Origin of the sequence: Paenibacillus nasutitermitis, assembly GCF_014641075.1 — a bacterium.
In the GTDB taxonomy this organism is placed as follows: domain Bacteria; phylum Bacillota; class Bacilli; order Paenibacillales; family Paenibacillaceae; genus Paenibacillus_Z; species Paenibacillus_Z nasutitermitis.
In genome coordinates this window covers 2,322,055-2,344,039 of sequence record NZ_BMHP01000001.1, presented here as the reverse complement: position 1 = coordinate 2,344,039, position 21,985 = coordinate 2,322,055, and the positions used below count along the sequence as shown (strand labels likewise).

General features: G+C 43.8%; 21 protein-coding genes and 3 pseudogenes. 3 read left to right on the top strand and 21 right to left on the bottom strand.

Features of this window, described 5'->3' with window-relative positions:
- Positions 1-324: 324 nt before the first annotated feature.
- The 7 genes and pseudogenes from IEY46_RS10010 to IEY46_RS36325 all read right to left on the bottom strand — a co-directional run.
- Positions 325-651 (bottom strand): annotated as a pseudogene (locus IEY46_RS10010) (transposase); the annotation flags it as partial.
- A 477-nt stretch (positions 652-1,128) separates the two neighbouring features.
- Entirely contained in the window at positions 1,129-1,647 is a 519-nt protein-coding gene (locus tag IEY46_RS10005; RefSeq protein WP_188991486.1) for a hypothetical protein, read from the bottom strand.
- A gap of 823 nt (positions 1,648-2,470) precedes the next feature.
- Positions 2,471-3,133 (bottom strand): AlkZ-related protein, encoded by a 663-nt coding sequence (locus IEY46_RS10000; RefSeq protein ID WP_188991484.1) that lies wholly within the window; start codon positions 3,131-3,133, stop codon positions 2,471-2,473.
- A gap of 15 nt (positions 3,134-3,148) precedes the next feature.
- Entirely contained in the window at positions 3,149-3,535 is a 387-nt protein-coding gene (locus IEY46_RS09995; RefSeq protein ID WP_188991482.1) for a VOC family protein, read from the bottom strand.
- 144 nt (positions 3,536-3,679) lie between these two features.
- Positions 3,680-4,000, bottom strand: a complete 321-nt coding sequence (locus IEY46_RS09990; RefSeq protein ID WP_188991480.1) for a hypothetical protein — start codon at positions 3,998-4,000, stop codon at positions 3,680-3,682.
- A 131-nt stretch (positions 4,001-4,131) separates the two neighbouring features.
- Entirely contained in the window at positions 4,132-4,701 is a 570-nt protein-coding gene (locus IEY46_RS36330) for a helix-turn-helix transcriptional regulator (protein WP_229750212.1), read from the bottom strand.
- 27 nt (positions 4,702-4,728) lie between these two features.
- Complete coding sequence (locus tag IEY46_RS36325; protein WP_229750183.1) at positions 4,729-5,049, bottom strand: helix-turn-helix transcriptional regulator; 321 nt, start codon at positions 5,047-5,049, stop codon at positions 4,729-4,731.
- A gap of 152 nt (positions 5,050-5,201) precedes the next feature.
- Here IEY46_RS36325 and IEY46_RS09980 point away from each other — a divergent pair, with 152 nt between their 5' ends.
- Both IEY46_RS09980 and IEY46_RS09975 read left to right on the top strand, forming a co-directional pair.
- Positions 5,202-5,480: a (2Fe-2S) ferredoxin domain-containing protein gene (locus IEY46_RS09980; protein ID WP_188991479.1), complete on the top strand. Its 279-nt coding sequence runs from the start codon at positions 5,202-5,204 to the stop codon at positions 5,478-5,480.
- Positions 5,481-5,978: 498 nt separating this feature from the next.
- A complete protein-coding gene (locus tag IEY46_RS09975; protein ID WP_229750182.1) occupies positions 5,979-6,788 on the top strand; it encodes an alpha/beta fold hydrolase in 810 nt (269 codons plus the stop codon).
- A gap of 123 nt (positions 6,789-6,911) precedes the next feature.
- Here the strand turns inward: IEY46_RS09975 and IEY46_RS09970 are convergent, their stop codons facing one another.
- The 8 genes and pseudogenes from IEY46_RS09970 to IEY46_RS09935 form a co-directional block, all read right to left on the bottom strand.
- Complete coding sequence (locus IEY46_RS09970) at positions 6,912-7,982, bottom strand: serine hydrolase domain-containing protein (RefSeq protein WP_188991477.1); 1,071 nt, start codon at positions 7,980-7,982, stop codon at positions 6,912-6,914.
- Between the two features lie 657 nt (positions 7,983-8,639).
- On the bottom strand, positions 8,640-9,113 hold the full coding sequence (locus IEY46_RS09965; protein ID WP_188991475.1) for a nucleotidyltransferase domain-containing protein: 474 nt from the start codon (positions 9,111-9,113) through the stop codon (positions 8,640-8,642).
- 272 nt (positions 9,114-9,385) lie between these two features.
- Positions 9,386-9,712: a YdcF family protein gene (locus tag IEY46_RS36895; protein WP_308422784.1), complete on the bottom strand. Its 327-nt coding sequence runs from the start codon at positions 9,710-9,712 to the stop codon at positions 9,386-9,388.
- A 424-nt stretch (positions 9,713-10,136) separates the two neighbouring features.
- A complete protein-coding gene (locus IEY46_RS09955) occupies positions 10,137-11,048 on the bottom strand; it encodes a copper amine oxidase N-terminal domain-containing protein (protein ID WP_229750181.1) in 912 nt (303 codons plus the stop codon).
- A 5-nt stretch (positions 11,049-11,053) separates the two neighbouring features.
- Positions 11,054-11,323: pseudogene (locus IEY46_RS09950) on the bottom strand (GNAT family N-acetyltransferase); the annotation flags it as partial.
- A 182-nt stretch (positions 11,324-11,505) separates the two neighbouring features.
- Positions 11,506-12,204 (bottom strand): protein kinase family protein, encoded by a 699-nt coding sequence (locus IEY46_RS09945; protein WP_188991471.1) that lies wholly within the window; start codon positions 12,202-12,204, stop codon positions 11,506-11,508.
- A gap of 161 nt (positions 12,205-12,365) precedes the next feature.
- Positions 12,366-12,986: a zinc dependent phospholipase C family protein gene (locus IEY46_RS09940; RefSeq protein ID WP_188991469.1), complete on the bottom strand. Its 621-nt coding sequence runs from the start codon at positions 12,984-12,986 to the stop codon at positions 12,366-12,368.
- Positions 12,987-13,210: 224 nt separating this feature from the next.
- Positions 13,211-14,599: a UDP-N-acetylmuramoyl-tripeptide--D-alanyl-D-alanine ligase gene (locus IEY46_RS09935; protein WP_188991467.1), complete on the bottom strand. Its 1,389-nt coding sequence runs from the start codon at positions 14,597-14,599 to the stop codon at positions 13,211-13,213.
- Between the two features lie 240 nt (positions 14,600-14,839).
- Between IEY46_RS09935 and IEY46_RS36320 the strand changes: the two are divergent.
- Positions 14,840-15,017: pseudogene (locus IEY46_RS36320) on the top strand (class I SAM-dependent methyltransferase); the annotation flags it as partial.
- Positions 15,018-15,182: 165 nt separating this feature from the next.
- On the opposite strand, the gene IEY46_RS09930 reads toward IEY46_RS36320, so the two are convergent.
- From IEY46_RS09930 to IEY46_RS09905, 6 genes are all read right to left on the bottom strand, one after another.
- A complete protein-coding gene (locus IEY46_RS09930; protein ID WP_188991465.1) occupies positions 15,183-15,566 on the bottom strand; it encodes a VOC family protein in 384 nt (127 codons plus the stop codon).
- Positions 15,557-16,060, bottom strand: coding sequence for a DinB family protein (locus IEY46_RS09925; RefSeq protein WP_188991463.1), 504 nt, complete (start codon positions 16,058-16,060; stop codon positions 15,557-15,559). Before IEY46_RS09925 ends, IEY46_RS09930 begins: the two co-directional genes overlap by 10 nt.
- Before the next feature lie 190 nt (positions 16,061-16,250).
- On the bottom strand, positions 16,251-18,044 hold the full coding sequence (locus IEY46_RS09920) for an alanine--tRNA ligase (protein WP_188991461.1): 1,794 nt from the start codon (positions 18,042-18,044) through the stop codon (positions 16,251-16,253).
- A 670-nt stretch (positions 18,045-18,714) separates the two neighbouring features.
- On the bottom strand, positions 18,715-20,607 hold the full coding sequence (locus IEY46_RS09915) for a hypothetical protein (RefSeq protein WP_188991459.1): 1,893 nt from the start codon (positions 20,605-20,607) through the stop codon (positions 18,715-18,717).
- Positions 20,571-21,287 carry a 3-keto-alpha-glucoside-1,2-lyase-like domain-containing protein gene (locus IEY46_RS09910; RefSeq protein WP_188991457.1) on the bottom strand — a complete coding sequence of 239 codons (717 nt, stop codon included), beginning with the start codon at positions 21,285-21,287 and terminating at the stop codon, positions 20,571-20,573. The genes IEY46_RS09915 and IEY46_RS09910 overlap by 37 nt, the downstream gene beginning before the upstream one ends.
- Before the next feature lie 160 nt (positions 21,288-21,447).
- Positions 21,448-21,699, bottom strand: a complete 252-nt coding sequence (locus tag IEY46_RS09905; RefSeq protein ID WP_229750180.1) for a hypothetical protein — start codon at positions 21,697-21,699, stop codon at positions 21,448-21,450.
- Positions 21,700-21,985: the final 286 nt, after the last annotated feature.

The following is a 21,985-nucleotide window of genomic DNA, read 5'->3' as shown; positions in this document are numbered from 1 at the left end:
GTGGAACTGAATTGAAGATAAAGAAATATGTGGGGCCGGTAAATGCGCAAAAAGTTCTTACCTAGACCACCCCTCTGTAAAAAGTGGCTCCATCGGTAAAGTATGGTTGCACTTATTGGATCTCCACATCAACTCATGGAGGTCAACCCTCCCATGTCTCACTGAGTCTATGCTCCCACATTCTTTCATTCAACCTGTCCATGATGTGGAGGTCAGATATGCTGCGAAGGCAGGATCTTCATCCGTAAGATAGTTGCGTTCCGACTCATCCGTGTTTCTTTTATCTGTTGTCGCTACGATCTTAATTTCTCATCATACCTACATTTAAGCTGCCTTCAATAACTTTGCGAATCGAGGGATATCTTGCATCATTTTGCTTTCATTGAATTCGTGTCCCTTTTTCAAGATGCCGAACAGAACCCGAATGAGCTTGTTGCATAAAGCGATGAGGGACTGCATCTTTTTCAACGGATTATCCGGTCGTTTGGTGTAATACTCGTGCAACGCTTTAAAGGCTGCGTTCTTGGCCACCAACGGCATCATCACACGGAAGAGTAAGGCTCGAAGCCGTTTCCTGCCTCTCTTCGTAATTTTAGCTTGCCCCTTGTGCTTACCGGAGGTGTTTTCTTTCAGATTCAGCCCCGCAAGCTCTATGACATAGTTTACGGCTCCGTTAAACTCTAAATAAGCCTGATCATTCCGAATTATGGGACACGAAGGTGTATTGTATGATGAAAAATAAACCCTAAATATGCATCGTTTCGTTATTGCGGAAAACACATCATTTTTATGTCCATTACTGAAGAACAGTGCATCTTCTTGTCTTTTGGAAAGGACAAGAAGTTGTATCCATAAAATAAAAAAACCGCGTAAAACGCGGAATCAAATGGATATATGTTCTTGTCCTCTTACACTACACCATATAGCTCGATTTTCGTTCTGTTTTTTTATAAGTTCCCTGTTCCCTTTCTTGCAGTAAAAAAGCAATTCGGATTTAATCCGAATTGCTTTTTCTTTGAATACTGTGCTCCGGCACCGCCAACGGAAAGGCCAAGCGATGTCAAACCAAACTTTATGCCAGCCTTTCTCTCGTGTGACGGCGTGAGGCTATAATAATTCTGCTCACGCTTATGGCTGCTCCTCCAGTTCGGTAATCGGCAGGTCGCAGACGGCAGCCACCATGATCATCGGGGCGTCTCCGTCGCTGTGGCCGACGGAGACTGCGACCCATCGACGGGCGGATACCGGCCCCCACACCGCAAGATCGCCGTAGCAGTCATTATCCAACAGCGCCTGGAACAGTGGGGACAAAGGCTCGCCCGCTTGCTTCCGGAACAGCGGCACATGCATGGCCACCTTCCGGTGAGTACCCCATCGGTGGTCCAATTCCCGTACGAGATTCGCCAGATACTCCTCGGCGGTCTCCACCGCCTCGTTCCACTCGGGCTCGTAGAGCCCCGTGAGGTCGTCACTCTCCCAGAGCGGGATGATCAAGAAGCGTTCACCCCTGGTTAGGGTCCACTCCCCCGTGTCAGTCTCTCCCTCACTGACCGTCGGACCGGCCGTCGGTATGGGCTGGGTTAGCAGAGCTTCGACATCGGATAGCACCCGTTCGGTCTCGAACGCCTGCCCGGATCGTGCGGTCATTGCCTATCCCTCCTTGAAATCTGTTTGAAAATTGCTCTTTGATTTAATTCTCCATCTCATTACTCTATTGTACTGAAGAAACTCCATCCTTCTATTATCCCTAGTATATAGGCCGACACCGGCCATTACAAGCTCGCAAGATAGATATGCTTAATAGGTGTGCAGGATTTGACGCTTACGTAGCAAACTGCTCCATGATCGTTTTGGGCGACAAGCGATAACGCTCCGGTTGATATCGTAAGGCGATAGACGTCCCTCGGGTTCAGGCAAAAGCAGCGTAACGATTACGTGGTTTGCAAGGCTGCCGCGAACATCAGGCCGATCAGCGCGCCGCCGCCGCTGGTATTGAAGACCGGCGAAATGTTCAAAGAAAAGATTATTGAGAAAGGTTGCAAAAGGAAATTGGTACACCGTCTTTAATTGCCGATGTCGATGACATCATATCGGGAATGTAACAATGTTCTTGTCATCCGACAATGTCGGAGGACAAAAACTTGTACCTATTGCTGTAAATTGCATGCCCTTTCACCTTCGCCTTTGTAAAGTAAGTTATAACACAAATAAAAACCCGTTGGATTTAATTCGTTTAAATCATCAACGGGTTTTTAGAAATTCAATTTTTTACAATATAGATCAACCGACGATTTTTGGAGCTGGATATTCTCATCATCGGGGTTGCTCATTATAATCATCATGGCAATTTTCTGAGGTGTAAACGAAATCATTGATTGGATTTCTTCTTTGCTCCGTTCATCTTGATACGGACATTCTAATTGTTAACGTGTTGTTCTGAAGCTAAATGATATTCTAAATTCTCAAGCATTTAATGGAGCTTTAGCTTCTTTGCAAAGAAATTAAGGGATTTGTCAGAGCAAATTCTGGATAATTCCGTCATCAACTGATTTCTCGCATTTTCAACGGAAACATTATCAGTTCGTGCTTGAATCGTTCTCAGCCATAACTCGGCAGGTTGGTAACACATACTGCTCCAACCTGAATCATTATCGTTCTGTTTGGTTGCTCCAGTGATGACCACATCCCCATAATTCTGAAGTTCAACTAGTGACTTTTCATACTCCTTCTTATTTTCCTTTTTATCTAAACCGGTTAAACTTCGCAAATTTCGCGAATCTACATTTCCATGCTCGCACAATATTTTATAAATATGATTTGCAGTTCTTGAAATCAGCCCGTCATTATACCGTTCCTCAATGGTCTTACTAGATGACATGGCGGACCTGACTATGGGGAAAAAATCGCTATGTATAAAACAGGCCTTATCACCGAAAAATTTTCCATACGCAGCGACGCCGTCTTGTACAATCCGAATCCGCCACACCCAAGGATCTGTACCGCTTCCTGAATGCCAATCGTTATTATCGGTCTCAGCTGTCAGCGATGGATAATCTGGTATAAACGATGCGAACGGAAGGATCTTATATTTTTCAACCAAACGTACAAATTCTTCATAATTTAAAGTACCCATTTTAAAGTCAACACCTTACCCCATTGGAATTTCGTGATATAACTCGATTAAGTTTCCTCCTGGATCTCTGAAATTTGCGCTTCTAATCCCATATTGCCTTGAGACCGGTTCCGAAATAAAGTTAACTTTTTCTTTCAATTCAAGAAATGTCTTGTCTACGTCATTCACTTGAAAGACAATTACTGTCCTATCATTAAAATGATCGTCTACAGAGTAAGATCCGTCGATCGCATCGGCCATGGATTTTCTATCAAAAAGGGCGAGTGTGGTGTTGCCAGCATTGAAATCAGCATATCTGCCCTCTTCTGTTCCCCAAACAGGCTCAAATCCCATTATATCTCGGTAAAAAAGAAAACATTCTTTATAGCAATCCACAAGCAAGCGAGTGTGAGTTAACTTCATACAATTGTCCTCCAACGTCATATTTTTAATTGTAATTAGATAAGAAGATGTCGTTTTCTCCGATATTCTTTATTCATGGTGTCCCATAAGGATATGCGACTACTAGTTATAAAGCGTAGCATCTATATTCGCGACGTAATTAAATTAACCTGCTTGAGGTGCAATTTGAGACCCTGGTACGTATTTTTCCACCACAAAATTTTGAGTTGGAGAAATATACAAGCACTCTGGCAAAACGGCCTCTGACTGCCCTGCTAATCTGCGAATCAGTTCTTGTCGTACGCTGTACCGTCCAATCTCTAATCCCTTACGAAAGAAAGCAATTACAGTTTTCTTATCTAAAATCAAGACATCCTTCTCACACCCTGTAGTGATGAACTCAACCTCTTGAAAAGATGGTTCCCCCATTTCCGCTTGCACATGTTCCAGCATTTGCTTAATTAATTGCTTTTTCCATATATCCATATTTATCAATAACCTCATATTTATCATAGTCTGCAAGCTGTTGTAACGGCGGACGGACCCGGTCCTCTGTTTATACAGCGTATTGTGGGGCTAGGAGCGTACGCTCGATTCATCCCATGTTGAAAATGTTTTCAAACCATGGCGTACGTTTGCAACATTTTTTCGAGGTTCTCTTTTAGCGTTCGTCTAAGGTCGTAGGGCTCGACGATTTCCACGTCGGTTCCGAAACTCAGCACGACGGAGAGAAGCCATTTTTCTCTCGCGTTATTGTCCATCTTCAGCTTGATGGTTAGCGACCCGTCCGGATTAAAGCTTCTTTCCGCATCGTAAAAGAAATCCAAGGCTTTGGCGATCGATTCGCTCGAGAAGCGCAACTCGACGTTGACATGATTGTTCCAACGCAGTTTCTCGAAATTCATCTGTTGCGGCGCGGCATCGTGATTCCTCTCGAACCGATCGGGCAGGATATGCACTTCCGCCATTCTCGAAAGCTTGAACTCCCGATAATCGTTGCGCGACCTGCAATAGCCGAACAAGAACCAGGTGTCATATTGATAATGGAGACTGACCGGCTCCACGGACCGATGCATTCTTTCGTTCTTGCCGCTCACGTATTCGAACCGAACGGCATGCCGATCCGCAATGGCATTTTTAAGTACGCGAAGCGATTCGTTATAAGGACGGAGACTCCCCATATCCACAGACAAGTTCGGTGGACGGTCATCCTTCTAGATCGTTTGCAGCTTGCGGACGGTTTCCATGGCCCGCTCGTCGTCGAAAACGGTCGACATGCCGTGAAGAATCGTGATGAGCGACTCCACGTCGTAAGACCCCAGCAGGCTTTTGTCCATTTTATAGGAATCGATGATGCCGTAACCGCCATTCATTCCTTGATACGATACGACCGGTATGCCGGCCGCGCAAATCGCGTCGATATCCCGGTAGATCGTCCGCTGGGATACGCCGTATTTTTCGGCCAGCGCGGAGGCTGACACCACTTCGTTATTAAGAAGCATATAGATCATCGAGATCATGCGCTCCAACTTCATCCTACTCACTCCATTCGCGTCTTACGGTTACTCCACTATGACAAAAACCTCATCACCGGCTTCCAAACACCGACATAATGCTGTCATATTTGTTCCCCTATTATGACGTTATGAAGTGAAATTAAGCGATCATAACGAGGAGGATTTCAAATATGACTATGAAAATCATGGTGTGCGCGGGTAAGATGTGCGTTAAAAAAAACGGCGAAGAAGGAATCGAGGCCGTCGCGGCTTCCATCCGCAACGAAGTTGAGCGGCTAGGCATGCAGCACGAAGTAGAAGTCGGACTCGGCAAGTGCATGAGGGCCTACGCGAAGGGCTGCGTGGTCACGACGCATCCGGACATGAGCAAATACTTCAAAGTAACGCCAGAGTCCGGTCGGGATATTGCGGGCGTCGTGGCCGAGCTGAAGACTTGCGTATCGGCTTAACAAGGGTACGATCAGTGAGTTGGTCCGACCTGTTCAAGTCTTTTCTAATCAAGTCGGTATGACAACTGCTTTCCTCGACTTCTTGTTTGCAAGCTGTTGACAGAAAACCCAAAGAGGGCCGCAACAGCCCGCTTCCCGGCAACCTGTCACAGCCCCCAAACCCGCGTCCGAAGCGGTCTCTCGGCTCTTATTCGTTTCCCGCTGCCACCGCAGGTTCAAGCTGAATGGATCGGGCAAACCGGTCCACATTGAACTAACGTTCCCCGTTAGTTAAAAAGTTAGCTACGATATGCAGTTAAGTTAAGCAATCGAAAAGAAATAAATAAAAAAAGATTTGATATAATTGGAACAAAGTACTTAATCCAACCTAAGGGGGGAATAGCGGATGAAAGTAAGACTTACACCTTAAGTAACAATGGATGGAAACCAAGGAAGCGGGCCCAGATATAGCCATCTTTCGGCTGGAAATATGTTGGCGGTTGTAGAGGAGTAAAGTTCATGCATTTTTCAAAAAAAAAGGAGATATCTATGAAAACAATCAAGTCAAAAGACGGCACAACCTTAGCGTACGATGTATACGGTAGTGGTCCAGCGCTCATTTACATAACGGGAGCGAGCTGTCACCGCTCATTTAAGCCGATAATGCAAGATGCCAAAATATTTGCCACTGAATTCTCCGTTTACAATTACGACCGCCGTGGACGCGGCGATAGTGGCAACACACTGCCTTATTCTATGGAACGCGAAATCGAAGATATCGAAGCCATGATTGATACAGCAGGCGGCATGGCGTATTTGTATGGCCATTCTTCGGGTGCTGTGCTAGCACTTGAGGCTGCACTGAGACTTGGCAGCAAAGTGCAAAAAGTAATTATGTATGATGCGTCATATGTACATGACGAGAAAGAAAAGGCCGAATACAAACGATTAAGCCAAACAATACACAAACTTCTCGATAACGGCAAAAATGCAAAAGCAATGAGCGCCTTTTTGAAGGGTATTGGGATGCCAAAAGTATTTGTTTTGTTGTTGCCGCTATTTCCTGGCTGGCGAACTATGAAAGCACTCGCTCCAACCCTTGCTTATGATATTGCTCTAACTCAGGACATGCCACCAGTTGAACGAGCTACTCGAATTTCCGTACCAACGCAAATCATCGTTGGCGAAAAAAGCCCCGCCTCAATACATGATGTCGGCCGCCAACTAACGAAGGCAATTTCAAACGCAAAGTTTGTACAACTTGCAGGCCAAGACCACATGGTTAACGCAAAAACCCTGCTGCCACTGCTTTCGGGCTTTCTGAAGTAATAATGCCTCAATAAAACCTTGGTGGTAATCTAGTTTGTTGAGCAAATCTGCCCGTTAGCTAAACAAAGAAGTGGAGTAGCTGCCATAGTATACTGCTCCTTATTTCTTCAGCTAACGTGCTCGTTAGTTTAATGACATTTCACTACTTAGGATGGCTTCAAGTATTTTTTTACCTGTAATGTCTATCATGGTTCCTTGAGAAGGCTCTTTTTTAGTAATCCATTTTATGAATTGAGCAACATAATAATCCATAAGCACATTGGAGAAAAAAGAATAATTGGATAGTAATACAATTCCTACACTAAGTTCCTTATTCAAAGCTAGATAACTATTAAAGCCAGAAGTGCCCCCGTTATGCCAGAGGTTACATTTATCTAGAAGTTTATCCTCACCCCAGCCAAAATAACGGTTTGAATTTCCGATCCATATAGGGAGATGACTTTTTTGTAGTGTAGAGGCTATCGGATTATCATCATTTAGATTGGCTTGGACAAATAAACTCAAATCGCTAACAGATGACTTAATCCCCCCAGCTCCTTCAAGTATAGAAAGATCCCAATGAGGGACTCTTTTCCCAGTTGAAGCATGTCCATTCAAAAACCTGTCATTTTGTACTGAATCAAGCATAACGGCTGTCTCATTCATCTTTAATGGATTCGTTATATATTTTTTTAACAGTTCGTCATACTTACTTCCTGACACCTTACATAGAATATTTCCCAGTAAGCCCACACCGATATTGGAATATTCAAACGAACCAATGCTATCAGTGTAATCAGCATTAGCTAAAAAAGCTGTTAAATCTTCCTCGGTATAAGTTGAATAAGGATTCGATCTATTTTTAGACAAAACGTGATTTGTTGCCAATATAGGTAATCCTGAGGTATGAGTAGCAAGACTTTTCAAGGTAATCTTATTCAAATAATCGTTTTCAACGTTTTGCACGTACTTACCGACAATGTCATCCGAGGAAACCAGTTTTTCCCGTTCCATTTCTAATAAAAGTATTGATGTAAATACTTTGGTTATGGAGCCGATTTCAAACAACATATTTTCAGGAGGGATCATACTTTTCTTTTTATTATTACAAAACGAAAAGTATTCAATATCATCCTCTCTAATAATCCCGATCGCAAGATGTAAATGTTTCTTATCTTTCGTATACTCTGATACAAAATTATGTAAATCCTTCATAGTAAAAGTTACTCCTTTTAGTTTAATGATGCTTCCATTACTCGAATGTTGAAATCACGTTAATCAACCTATTTCGGGAAGCTAAATTATGTATTCGTTTCCATTTCCCAGCATTCCTGCCTCTATGGAGAAACGTTTTTCTCTTAAATGCTCACGTATTCTTAGAATCTGACCGTAATTAGAATGTACCAGATGAAATTCTTATGGAACTTAGTTGAAGATAAAGAAATATGTGGGGCCGGCAAATGCGCAAAAAGTTCTTACCTAGACCATCCCTCTGTAAAAAGTGGCTCAATTGGTAAAGTATGGTTGCACTTATTGGATCTCCACATCAACTCATGGAGGTCAACCCTCCCATGTCTCACAGAGTCTATGCTCCCACATTCCTTCATTCAACCTGTCCATGAGGTGGAGGCAGATATGCTGCGAAGGCAGGATCTTCGTCCGTAAGATAGTTGCGTTCCGACTCATCCGTGCTTCTTTTATCTGTTGTCGCTACGATCTTAATTTCTCATCATACCTATATTTAAGCTGCCTTCAGTAACGCTGCGAATCCGTATTTCTTCATAATAGGAATGCTGCCCGTTACTTCAACTGACAACGGCAGCCGATCGTGTACCGGCTGCCGTTATATTGTGATTGAACTATAGTCACCCGTTAGGTTAATGACTTCGAAATAAATCTTGCTAAGGCTTCAGCCTTTTCTACTCGACCTATCCTTCGATAGGCTTCAACTTCGTATTCTAAAGTTAAAACTGGTAATTCCAGGTTAAACGCGTTGATGTAGTGTTTTATTTCGTGAAGGTTAGGCGTTCTTTCCCACTCAGTTCCATCAAACTTTTGAATATCCCCGATTATCTCAACAGAAACGCCATCTATGTTTAGCTCACCGAAATATGATCGTATATTGTTTTTTGTTGAGAATGAAACCTCTCTCTTTACGTGCTCCTTAAATAAGGATTGGATTTCATATGCTCCTTTTTGATCTGTTTGAATATCTATGTCATTTGGCTCATACTGCAATCTTTGCAACGCAAAACTTGTACTTCCTGTCAAAGCCCAATTAATTTTTGCCTTGGATAATTTACCCTCTAATAATTTCAGTATTTCTATAAAATTTGGTTTAATCAATTGCCGCCCCCCTAACCATTCAATGAATTTTTCCTTAAAAATTCCATTTATTCATTAAGGAATCCTGCCCGTTAGTTGAAAAAGGGCAGCCGTATCGAATCGGCTGCCGTTCTGGTTATTGGGCTATCGTGTCCCGTTGGCGTAACATGCTACCTGACCCAATACGATGTATAGCCGGCCTAAAATATTTTCCGACCTTTTCAAGTTCATTCATGACACAGTTGATTTTTTCCTCAGAAAGAAACCAGTTATCTTTTGAAATTCCCGTCTTATCAATAACCGGACAAGACATAGAATACGGTCTCTCGTGGGAAAACAAATTGATAAGTTAAAAGTGCCCTCCGTGCGTGATAGTTTTTACTCACCAAAACGAAATTCTTTGGTTGAAGTCCATGTTGGTTTAGCACCTCCAATGAGAACTGAGCATTTTCAAACGTATTCGAGGCTTTCTCTTCTTTGAGTATTGCTTCTGAAGGTATTCCTAACTCTGTGCCTATATTCCGCAGAAACTCCCACTCGGTTGTCTCTACATGAGAAGTTACACCCCCCGAAGGTAAAATAAATGGAGCAATCCCCCCGATGGTATAATAACGCCGCACGTTCCATTAATTGAGGATGACTTGCTCCTGGAATTAAGATAACATCTGCCTGTCCTAACTCAGTTTCAAAGAACATGAAATCAGTAATGCAATCGAAGGGAAAGACATCTAACAAACCTCCTCGATCAATAATCGCCTTATTGTCTACTTGTTCGTTAGGGAAATACCTAATTCCTTTCTTCCCTAGTTCGTTGACTCAAACTGCCCGTTAGCTTAGTCGTTAAGATCTCCACTTTCCTGCAGTCCGTCGGGAATGAGATCATGTTCTTGTCACCCGGCAGACGTCATTTTCCTCATACACGTTTTTGCAATGTGCTATTTATGTTCTATTTAAAGCCAGTGTAAGAAACTGTTGTTCATAAAACATCTGCTAACTCATCCGCCTGGAGTTCGTAATCTTCTATATTAGCTGGGATCTTTAATCTTACTTTATCGTCGCGTGTGATGACGAAGTGTCGTCGGGCTGCGGCACGGAGTCCTTCCGCATTTCTCCTTCGATCGGCATGACGAGCGGATACCTAGCCTCGCTGCTGTCGTATATGCGTCCAAGCTCCGTCCACTTCTCGTCCACTTTGCCGTATTGCAGCAGACCTCCCATAAATCCGTCAATAAAATAGTAGCTGTTGCCGAAATCCGCCTGGCTTGTCCCCCAACCGCCCTTTTGATCAGGGTCTTGTTCCCCGGTAAGGATGGCAAGCCCTTCCTCGTTGATCCGGTAAAAGCTTGTAACACCTAGCATTTCCTCCGAAAACCGTAGCGCCTCTCCCACAGGAAAAATATGCGTCGTGGTATGCCATCCTTCCACGTTTAGCGGCTCCAGTTTATGCCCCGTTGAGATGTTATCCACGGACAGTGCGATTTTGCGCGCCTCCGTCAAATCTCCGCTCATCATCGTCTCGTAGTCCGCCTGACCGGCTGGCGTACGGACGATCACATGATTATCTTCGGCGAAATAGTGGACATACAGGCCGAGCGTCTCGCTCAGGAAACGGAGCGGAACGTAGGTCAGGCCGTTCTTGTTTACGACAGCAGTGTCCAGCGGCACTTCCTTGCCGTTGACAAGCGCCTTCTTCTCCCCTTCCCGCAGCGATACGATCACGGAATTGTCTTTCGTATGGGCCGTGACGGTATGTGTAGCGGAATCGTAAGCGAATACGAGCCAGCCCGGATCCTTCAGCACCCGCAGTTTGACAAGCACTTTCCCTTCCGGCGTTGTGATGCTCTGCTGATAATGGCCATTAACGTAGACGGGCGATGCTGCGTATGCAGAAGTTCCGGCCAACAGGATGCAGCTTGCCAGCGCGGCGCTTGCCATTGTTTTGACCCACTTGTTCACGATGATCACTCTCCATTTGGTATCTCATAAAAGCCAAAACTTCGAAACACTGACATCGCTTTATAAGATTGTTTCTCAGTGTTCAACCTCAGCTTTATCAATCCAGCTTGTCTTGCAAATTCTAATATTTGGCTCATCATGCTTTTGCCGTAACCCTTATCTTGATATTCAGGTAAGACGAAGAACCTCTTTATATCACCAATTCTGTTTTCAGAATCAATACCCTTTAAACCAATAGTCCCAATAACGCTCTGTTCTTCCTTCAATAACCAGAATCCTCCTCCGGTTTCAAGATAAGTTGTTCAATACTTCTAGTATCTGAATGCGACCCTTCAGGATCAAAGACATATCCTCTGGAAACATACATAGTTTTCATAACCCCTTCCAATTTGTCCTGGTCTGATCTAATGTATCTCTGCAGCAATAAGCATTCCCCTCTCTCGTGGATAGAACTTCTTTAAGAACGATCACTCCCTCCACCAAATAGCTGAAATGCAGTAGCTCCCATAAGAAAAACATTTGACCTTTCATCAATTTCTGTGCCTAATTGAAATTCTTCAGGCGACATATATCGACTTGATCCCGGCATTCGTCCAACATTATTTATTACCGGTTTTTTGCAGTAAAATTCTATATCGCAGATCATGGTTTGTTTGGAAGTGAAATTATACAAGATGCAGCCATCATAAAAATCAATCGCTATATATCCTTGCTGGTTAACAAGTTGATGAAACAAAAGGATATCTTTATAAATATTGAATTTATCCTCTAGTGACAAATCTATAAATTCATTAAATTTACCATACTGTTTCCCCATACATTCGCCTTCAAACCACTCAAAAACAGTAAGATATCCGCCTTTGATTTCCTTATGTTCAATTATTTCAATAAGCTTGGGATGACGTAAATCTTGGTAAATGGATACAGTTGTTTTAAGTCGGTTTATTGCTACATCCGGACTGACATTACTACTTACAGTTGGTGCTCCTGCTACCTTCAGAAACAATTTTTTATATCCGTTTTGAACACCAAAGCATATGTAACCAGAATCCTGCTTGTCGAATACTGTAAAGACCTTGCCATACTCGGACAGAAAATAAAAACTAAAATCTTCTTTCAGCTCAAAAGTAACATCTTCGATTATTTTCGTTACCATATTCCCCTCCGAAATAAAACGAAATGTTAATTGTGGAATATTGCACCATTAATACTGAGTTTTGTTGCTTTAATCTAAGCAAATCTGCACGTTAGCGTAATGAAAAATGGAGCAGTTGCTGTCAGCAAACTGCTCCAAGTGTGTTGGACTAACGTTCTCCATTAGCTTAATAACATATTGTCTTTCATGAATTGCAAACTTTGTTTTACCGATTTATCAATATAGTCGACTATCTGACTATTATCATTTCTAAAAAGTTCTAAAGGTTCTTTTGCCACTTTTTGTTCGTAAGAGAAGTCCTTGTTCATCCAATCAAGAAGTACAGGTAAGGAATTAAAATTAATTTCTTCAATTTCCAGTTCAACAGGTATTAAATGCTCCCGTAATATCAAGTTATATTCTGTGATAATTCTTCCATTGAGTCTCCAAAAGTCTCGATAGCTAATCTGTAATTTTTCTTTCCTTTCTTCCATAGAAAGAAATTCAACAATTTTGAAATACGTATCCTTTGACCAAATATCATCAGAAATTAGATGGCAGAGGTATCCTAAGTAAAATGGTTTCCTAATCGTGTTTCTATACTTTTCATAAAAACGAAGGTAGTTAACGTGTCCCTTGCCATTTTCATCTCTATCTACAAAATGTGTAAGGTCTTTATGTACATTCATGTAATAATGAACATCTGGGGTGATGCCGCCAAGAATAAATTCATCTGTATTCTCAATTTCAATTTGCTGGCTTATTAATGTGGCAACACAGTAATGCATAATCCTTGAACCCATTGAACACCACCTCCGATTTACCATGAACTAATATACCATATTTTAGCAACTAATTGAAGGTATTCTTTATCGATTACTAAGTTAATCTACCCATTAGCTTAATAGAAAGAAGAAGCAGCTGCCATGGCAAAACTGCTCCTTCGTTTGTTTAACTAAATTGAATTTTGAATCATTATTAATATTCAGTAACCCAAAGAAATCAGATTGGGGAAATTAGAGTTCTATTATTTATTTAACGATTCACAAATATCCTCTAACTTTAGACCTCGTGATCCTTTAATTAATATGATATCATTTTTTTTTAATATTCGTTTACATTCAGATACAAGATCTTCTTTTGAGGTAAAATGCTTCACTACTCCTTCGAATTTTGAACCACTAAGTGTATCAGATATAATTCTGCTTAAATTACCAATAGTAAATACGGAGTGTATTTTTGACGTATCAATACTTTTAGCTATTTCTTCATGAAATTCATTTTCTTTATCTCCCAATTCCAACATATCACCTAAAACCAAAACCTTATTATTAAAACCATCTAGATTTGATACTGTCTCTATTGCTGCTTTCATCGAAACAGGACTTGCATTCCATGCATCGTTAATAATTAAGAATCCTTTTGGGGTAGGGATCCGTTCCATTCTCATTCCGGTAACCTCTAAATTAGTAAGTCCAGACTGAATATCCTGTTGAGTTATTTGAAAACGATCTGCCAAAGCAATCGCAGCAAGCACGTTTAATACGTTATGCCTTCCAAGTAAAGGCACAGAAAATTTATCACTATACCTGTTCAATCTAAAAGAAATGCTGGATTGATTATGGTCAATTGCTAGTGGAAAGTAATCATTGGTATTAGATTCTCCAAATCGAATAACCGACAGTGTTTCTGGGAGTTTTCTTTCCGTGAGTGCCTGAGTGAGTAATGGTTCATCCCCATGGATAACAATGGCTCCACTAGGGTTTAAACCTTCAAGTAATTCTAACTTGGCTAAAGCAATTCCCTCTCTCGACCCAAGACTCGACAGGTGTGATACACCAATCATTGTAATTACTCCAAAATCGGGCTTCGCAATCTCCGATAGGACTTTCATTTCACCGGCATTACTCATTCCCATTTCTAAAACAACAATCTCAGTATCTTCTTCAACTTCTAATAAAGATAAGGGGAGACCATACTCTCCATTTAAGTTCCCATAAGTTTTTTGAACTTTATATTTTGTACTCAATATCGAAGTTACAATATCTTTAACTGTGGTTTTTCCATTACTCCCTGTTACCCCAATTACTTTACAGTCTAATTGTCCTCGATAGGATTGCGCGATATTTTGTAAAGCCTTTAACGTATCATCTACAATTATGAGTGGTAAACCTTCTGGAGGTGGAAAATGGTCTGCTTGCCACAAGGAAGCGACTGCTCCATTTTCAAAAGCCTGCTTTACATATTTGTGCCCATCGTCGATTCTCACTATTGGGACAAATAAATTACCTTCTTTTAGTGTTCTCGAATCGATTGATATCCCCTGGACGTTTATGATTTCAGGAGATTTTAAAGACGCAGTTACTTCATTTCCTTCAACCATTGATAATATACCTTCAATTGAACGTTTGATCACATAATCCCCCCTTAGGTCTTACACATATATTATGGCACAAAACTCTGTAAAATTTCACCAAGCTAGTTGTCGACTTTATTGCGCGATGCCAGCAGCCGCGTCTTAGTTCTTTATTAAGCTATCGTGCCCCGGAGGGAGTTTAATAACTCGTGCACTTTTTGGCTCGCGGGACTGTATAGAAGTTCTTGTCCTGATTCGGCTTTGTATAGATATTCTTGTCACCTGACACTATTTTAAATTGTTACGGACCGTAAACTATCAACCTATGTGATTGCGTGGCCAAAGGCGGGATTTATAATTGAGCAAATGATTGAAGAATCTGATGATGAAATTATGCAATCGCGGGCTAACAGCGATTTTGCAAAAAAAAGCAAAGATGCTTCCTGTAACTTTTGTAATCAAGGTAAGAAAACTATAGGAGAACTACGACATATGACTTGGCACTATCATTGGCCTTTCAAGTCGTTAACCTGTATTTGCAAAATGCCAATCCCGTTGCGTACTCCCTTCGTACCGAGGCGCTCGTTTTTTTGCAAAGCGGAAATTTAATGCTCTACAGGAATGCTATCGTGTCCCGTTAATATCAACAATCCTTACCTTCTGGTAAGCTCCAAACTTCAATGAAATTTCCATCCAGGTCGTAGAATGAAAATGATTTGCCTTGATAATCAAAAAACTCTCCAACCTTAATCCCTTTTTCAATGCAATACCGATACGCAAATTCAGCATCGTCCACCATAAACCCATACGACGATTGAACCGCGCCATTCGGATATATGAAATGAGAATTGAGGTTATGTTCATTTTGTTGGAATAGGACCTTTATGCCTGATTCATTATGTAATTCTATGTAATTCGGGTCCACTGTTGTTACCTTAAAGCCGAAATGTTCTCCATACCAATCCACAGAATTGTTAAAGCTACTGACGGGAATGGTTAAATATGTTGAATTAAATTTCAATCCCACACCAAATTCCCCTTCCTCATTTTTGCGATGTATATGATTTGCCCCGTGTGGCTTGGCAAATGTCTGAACTGATGCAGAAGCATTTCTAGCACGGTTGATTTATTGTTTAAGGCGGCAGAGTCGAACGACGGATAATCCAAATATGGCTGTTCCAGCAGTCTTTCAGGGTTTGCTTTCATCATTTCAAGAACCCCAATGATGCTGTCATAGGTTTTTTTCGAAATTTCCATTGCCTGCTCTTTCGTCATCTGTAAACCGCGATCAAATTCGATATTCGTATACTCGTTTAATGGAGCACCGAAATATGCAGAATCAAACCAATAACGCGCTGCCCCTGAAATGTGCGATATCAAATTCGCGATACTGTTACTCTCTGGCGTAGGTGACCAGACGAGGTCTTCCTCGGTTAACTGCTCAATCACCTTGCGGGTCCACTTCTGATCTGCCTTGTATTTAATTAGTAGATGGTCAATCACAATATTGGAACTGTCCAAAATACTTCACCTCCCAAATTTCACTAAAATAATATCAAACAAATGTTCGTGTGTATAGAACTAAAAAACACTCCTTCTTTGATACTGTATGGACATATTATTTTGAATGGCAATTACGCTAATCTGCCAGTTAGCTGAACCGGCTGCCGATGATCTCGGCAGCCGGTTGTCGTGGTGCTATCGTTTCCCGTTAGCGTAAAGCATCAGTGCTTTCAAGTACTGCCTTTATCCTCCTTACGCTAGAAGACGAGCTCTCTTCCTTAACAATTTTAAAAGTACCAAGGTCAGCCGTATTCACCGCGTGAGGACCGCCGCATATCTCTTTGGAGAATTTGCCCATCGTATATACTTTTACCATCTGGCCATACTTGCTCTCGAATAGACCAATAGCCCCTGTTCTACGTGCATCTTCAAGCGTCATCTCTTCGAACGTAATCCCGACGCCTTCGCCAATCGCTTCATTGACCAGCCGCTCGGTTGCCACGAGCTCTTCTTCAGTCATTTTACGATGGAACGAAAAATCAAAGCGCAGTCTCTCAGCCGTTATATTGCTGCCCTTTTGCGCCACCTCATCTCCGAGAACCTTTCGTAGTGCAGCATGCAGAAGATGAGTTGCCGTATGCAGATTTGCCGTCTGTGCAGAATTATCTGCTAAACCGCCTTTAAACTTTTGGGCTGCTCCGGCTTGAGATAACTCTCTATGCTTCTGAAATTTCTCTAGATATCCTTCCAGATCGATGGCGATGGAACGCTCTGTTGCCAGTTCCATGGTCAATTCGATGGGAAACCCATACGTATCATAAAGTTTGAATGCAGCTGCACCGTCTATTTGACCATTTACTAATGAAATCGAAAGCTTATCGAATTCACGAAGTCCCTGCGCGAGCGTTTTTTGAAAACGAGCTTCTTCCGCTTGGAGTTCCCTAATAATTTTATCGCGATTGCTTTGCAGCTCTGGGTATATTAGCTCGTATTTGTCAATCACAGCGCTAGCGATATCCGCTAGACCGCCTTCTTGAATACTCAATTGCATTGCGAATCTAACAGCTCGGCGAATCAATCTTCGCAGCACATAGCCTTGGTCGACATTAGACGGAGTAATGCCGTGATTATCACCAAGGATAAATACTGCCGTGCGGGTATGATCCGCAACAACTCGATACGCTTTGGGTTGATTTTCGTATGCCGTCTCCGACAGTTCTGCAATTCGTGAGAATATCGTAGTAAACAGGTCGCTATCATAGACTGTTCCTCCATTCAAAGCGACTAGCACTCTCTCTAAGCCCATTCCCGTATCGACGTTTTTTTGATCAAGCGGTTCAAACTTTCCCTCCGCCGTTTTGTTATATTTCATAAATACATTATTCCAGAATTCAACATAGCGCCCACATCCACATGCTGGCGAACATGTAGGACCGCAACGTTCTTTATCCGAGATAATGAAGATTTCCGTATCGGGACCGCAAGGACCTGTTTGACCTGCTGGCCCCCACCAATTATCGGCTTTAGGCAAGAAGAAGATCTCTTCCTCACATTGACCTAATGCACACCATATCTCGTACGACTCCTGATCACGGGGAGCATCATCATCTCCTTCGAATACAGTAACCGCAATTTTATGCTTGGGTATATCGAGCCAGTTCGGCGAAGTGACGAACTCCCAACTCCACGATATGGATTCATGTTTGAAATAATCGCCAAGTGACCAGTTGCCCATCATCTCAAAAAAGGTGCAATGGGTATCATCACCGACTTCATCTATATCCACAGTACGTATACACTTCTGAACATTGGTTAACCTCGTTCCAGATGGATGCTTCTCTCCAAGTAAATAGGGCACCAGCGGGTGCATGCCCGCTGTCGTAAACAATACGGTGGGATCGTTATCGGGTATAACGGAAGCGCTAGAAATGACGGCATGACCTTTTTCTTGAAAAAACTGAATATACTTCACTCTAATCTCTTCAGATGTATACAGTTTCATTGATACTTCTCCTTTCACTCTATTTTAGACAACAAAAAAACGCCCCAAGATTGGGACGAATTAATCGCGGTACCACCCAAGTTATTGTCTTCGCATTTAGCGATACAATCAGCTCAATTGACTATAACGAGTCAAACCGGCGGGCATTAACCGCACTCCTGAACCGGCAACATACTAAGTTTCGTAGGATTTCACACCAAAACATCCCTCTCTGAACGAAATGTAGCATATTTTGTTCATTCATTGATTTCAGTTATATCATTTCCTAATTATTGTTATTTTAGCCAGTTAGAATTCAGATGTCAATCGTGTATATTAGCAACCTGCATAATACTCGAAAATCCACTCGTAATTAACGTAAACTGCCCGGTAGTTCAATAAAAAGAACGCTCCCGCGCCTTCGCTTTGGCTACGTCCTCCTCATTATATTCCATTTCCAATCACCTATTAAAGAACGTACGCGGGTAGCATGTAGTGCTTAAACAGGGGACTTATCTTAACCTAAGCACTAAGAAAATACTTTATTTTCACAGAACACTAATCGCACAACCGCAAGTATAATATCGGCTTCAGAGTGATTGATCGGAAAGTGCAAAAAAAGCCGTCCCTCTTAACGCTAATCAGCTGGGGACGGCTTTTTTCTGCAAATCAGGCAAATCGGCTAACTCATTTACAGACCGGTATAACGAATTAACGGATCCCATACTGTTCCGTCCGCGGTAATATTGCTTTTCTTGTTCACGACGAAATAAATATAATCATCCGCCGCGACGGTTATCGCGATATCATGGGAGATTCCGGTGAAATCGTTGTAGGCAAGTGATTTCCAGCCGCTGCTTGGCCATACCTGCGTTCCATTCTTCATGATTCTAAGGTTGACGCCGTCGCCGTTTGAGCTGCCAGCCTCCTTCTTGGCGATGCCCGTAATCCGGATCTTACCCGCTTTCGGTGCCATCCAGGCTCTTGCCGAATCGTTCGTATCCGGGTGCTGCCAGTTGTTGCCGATCAGCACGTAAGTTTGCGCGCCTTTCCAACGGCTGTTGGCGGCATCCCATGTCATATCGCTGTAAGTAGTGCCGTTCCATTGCTTGTAGTGCCACTGGTTCGCGCCTTGCGTCGTCGTGCTGTAACCGCTTGAGGCGGAATACGTGTCGTACGCAATAGTCGGATCCCAGAACGTCGTATCGAAGCTGAACGATCCACCCTTGTTTACGATAAAGCGCAGCTTGTCGTTCTGGACAACACTAACCGTTAGATTGTGCGCGTAGCCGTTGAAGTCGTTGCTGCCAATCGCTTGCCATCCGCTCACTGGCCAAATCTGCGAGCCATTCTTCAGTATCTTGACGTTAACGCCATCCCCGCCGCCGGAATTGTCCCCTTTCTTCGCGATACCCGCAACATTGACTACGCCAGCTTTCGGAGCAGTCCACGTCCGCACGGAATCGTTCGTGTCGGGATGCTGCCATCCGCCTCCGACGAGAACGTTGCTCTGCGCGCCGTTCCATCTGACGTTGCCCGAATCCCAAGTCATATTGCTATAGACCGTACCATTCCATTGCTCGTAAGACCATTGGTTCGTTCCTTGCGTCTGGCTGAATCCGCCGGATGCGGAGTATTTGTCCGCCTGGTTCGTCGTGATCGTAACCTGTCTTTGGAACAAGTTATCTTCATTGTAGTTGTTCCAGTTCTTCCGTGGATAGATGATAGAGAATTCGCCATCCACCTCTCTTCCGTCACTCGTCCCGCCGACATAATCGGCAAAGGTGGAGTATGGCTGCATGACCGATCCCGGAGACATCGCGTCCACGTTAGCCTCCATGCTCCAAGTCACTCCATCCGAAGAAGAGTATAAGTTCAATCTGCTGGAATCGTGCGTCTGAATTGTCATCAGATACTTGTTGATCGCCGTATTATAGACGGCGTCGGAATGGGTATCTTCCTTGATATAAGTATTATCGATAATCGCGCTTCCGAGTCCCGTCATCGCGTTGCCGCTCCAGCTGCCGTTCACATATTTGGTCCATGTCGCATTCTGGTGGTTTCTTGCCGCGGTAATGACATCTTGGATGTTGGCCTTCGCTACCGAGACATGCCGCGGATAACCCATGCCGTCATTCTCGCCATATATGCCATCGTTGTAATACAGGTAGAAGTCATTGCCCGAAATCACGTAGGGAACGCCTCCCACGTTTAACCTTACGTTCTTCGGCTTTAATATTTCCCCGCAATATTCCCAGGTGGCGCCGTTATTGTTGGAATACGCTACGCCAAGACTGAAGTAAGGAAGCCCTGTCGGTTGGGACGCCGGCCAGCTCTCGTTATGCGTGAACCCGATCAGCTCGCCCGGTCCGATCTCATAGAAATTCATGATCCAGATATGGTATGTGGCCCAAGCCGCGTCGTGCCCGTTCTCGTCGATCAGGTTTCCGCCTGGCGTCACATACGTCTGAAGCGGGTTATCTGCCGGTCCCTTGAAATGCTGCAAAAAAGGGCCGTGGTAGTAATGCAGCGTATTGTCGTTTTCCTTCATCGTGGCGAAGGAGGCATCCATCGTAATGGGCATCTGGGCATCTGGGCATCTGTATACAACAAGTTCTCATTCCCGACATGGATCGTGTAAGGCAGGTCGCCGCCCTTCACGGAGACGTTATCAAAGCTCCAGCTGCTCGTGCTGGCGGCCAGACCCGAATACCCGCTGGCGAATGTCTTATCCGTGTAGTCGATTCGCGGAGTCGCCTCGTTATTTACGTACACCTTGATATTGTGAGCGTTATTCACGATTTTCACATGGCGGGACGTCGTGAAGCTAAGCCCCGTAGCCGCAGAATCAAGAACCTTGTTCACCTTATACAGCTCGATGGTCCCGTTCGCCCTGACGTAAAGCATGAAACCGCTGTCGAACGGTCCGTCATCCTGAAGCATCTTCTTGAATTGAAAACCCGCCCAGCTCAGATTGCTGCCGCCGTTGTTCAGCAACTTCATATCGAATTCATAAGTGGCGTCGCCCCAACGCTTGTCCTTGATCGCGGTCCAGTACGTTGAGTTCGCCGTCGCGCTCTGGACGTATTCACCATTAGCCGCCGACCAACTGCCCGATAGCGGCTTCCAGCTCCCGCTACCCCCTGAGAACGAATCCTCGAAAGCATTCCCCGCTGCAAAAGCGCCCAGCCCCGGCAATACGATCACGGACACGCTAAATACCAGAACGAATGACAATGTCCAGCTGCAAAGCTTTCTGATCATTACGATTCCTCCTTCATTGGATTCCCGGCACGGATCGGGCTCGCGATTCCCGGCGGTCCAGAAGCTTCATCACGAAAGCGCTTACGCTATTCAAAGATACGTCCATCTTCCTTGAAAGAAAATGGAAAATCCCCAGATCGGGATTTGTAAATTTTATCGATCAAACGTCTACACCAAACAGAATGACCCAGGCACTGGGTTCACGGAACGAAACCTCGATAACCGCATGACCCTCACGGTCGAAGGTCGCGGCAACGCTATCGGTATGCCACAACCGTTGATCCGGTTTACTCTTGGTGACATAGCGGTAAGTGCCTGCCGTGGATGAAAATAAGGCGACTGCCCCATTACCGCTGCGGGACGACAGCTTCTCGTGAACTTCCAGCGCGCTCCCCGTTTCACCTTCGCGCACCGGATAACTCTCCGTTATGTCGTCTCTGACTTGCTTATAAAGGGATAACACGTAGCCGAAGAAGCTTCGGCCTTCTTCCGAGACAGCCGGCAAGTCGCCCCAGATGCCATCCGTCGAAGCCTTACCGTACGGTATGGCTGCAGGCCGCCTGGGTGGCAGGCGGCGAGGATGAATTGGCGAAAGCCTACCGGGATTTCATGCTTCGGCACCTGACCCTGAATCCGGAAACGGGCTAAAGGCCGGTACCCGACTAGCCCCCCTAGGGGAAGGCGGGCAACCGACCGGC

Excerpts from the sequence above, each read along its gene's own strand:
- IEY46_RS09945 (WP_188991471.1), bottom strand. The coding sequence starts at position 12,204 with ATGGTAACGAAAATAATCGAAGATGTTACTTTTGAGCTGAAAGAAGAT.
- IEY46_RS10000 (WP_188991484.1), bottom strand. The coding sequence starts at position 3,133 with ATGGGTACTTTAAATTATGAAGAATTTGTACGTTTGGTTGAAAAATAT.
- IEY46_RS09910 (WP_188991457.1), bottom strand. The coding sequence starts at position 21,287 with ATGATCAGAAAGCTTTGCAGCTGGACATTGTCATTCGTTCTGGTATTT.
- IEY46_RS09920 (WP_188991461.1), bottom strand. The coding sequence starts at position 18,044 with ATGAAACTGTATACATCTGAAGAGATTAGAGTGAAGTATATTCAGTTT.
- IEY46_RS09970 (WP_188991477.1), bottom strand. The coding sequence starts at position 7,982 with ATGAAGGATTTACATAATTTTGTATCAGAGTATACGAAAGATAAGAAA.
- IEY46_RS09940 (WP_188991469.1), bottom strand. The coding sequence starts at position 12,986 with ATGGGTTCAAGGATTATGCATTACTGTGTTGCCACATTAATAAGCCAG.
- IEY46_RS09990 (WP_188991480.1), bottom strand. The coding sequence starts at position 4,000 with ATGGATATATGGAAAAAGCAATTAATTAAGCAAATGCTGGAACATGTG.
- IEY46_RS36325 (WP_229750183.1), bottom strand. The coding sequence starts at position 5,049 with ATGAAGTTGGAGCGCATGATCTCGATGATCTATATGCTTCTTAATAAC.
- IEY46_RS10005 (WP_188991486.1), bottom strand. The coding sequence starts at position 1,647 with ATGACCGCACGATCCGGGCAGGCGTTCGAGACCGAACGGGTGCTATCC.
- IEY46_RS09980 (WP_188991479.1), top strand. The coding sequence starts at position 5,202 with ATGACTATGAAAATCATGGTGTGCGCGGGTAAGATGTGCGTTAAAAAA.
- IEY46_RS09915 (WP_188991459.1), bottom strand. The coding sequence starts at position 20,607 with ATGCCCATTACGATGGATGCCTCCTTCGCCACGATGAAGGAAAACGAC.
- IEY46_RS09975 (WP_229750182.1), top strand. The coding sequence starts at position 5,979 with ATGCATTTTTCAAAAAAAAAGGAGATATCTATGAAAACAATCAAGTCA.
- IEY46_RS09995 (WP_188991482.1), bottom strand. The coding sequence starts at position 3,535 with ATGAAGTTAACTCACACTCGCTTGCTTGTGGATTGCTATAAAGAATGT.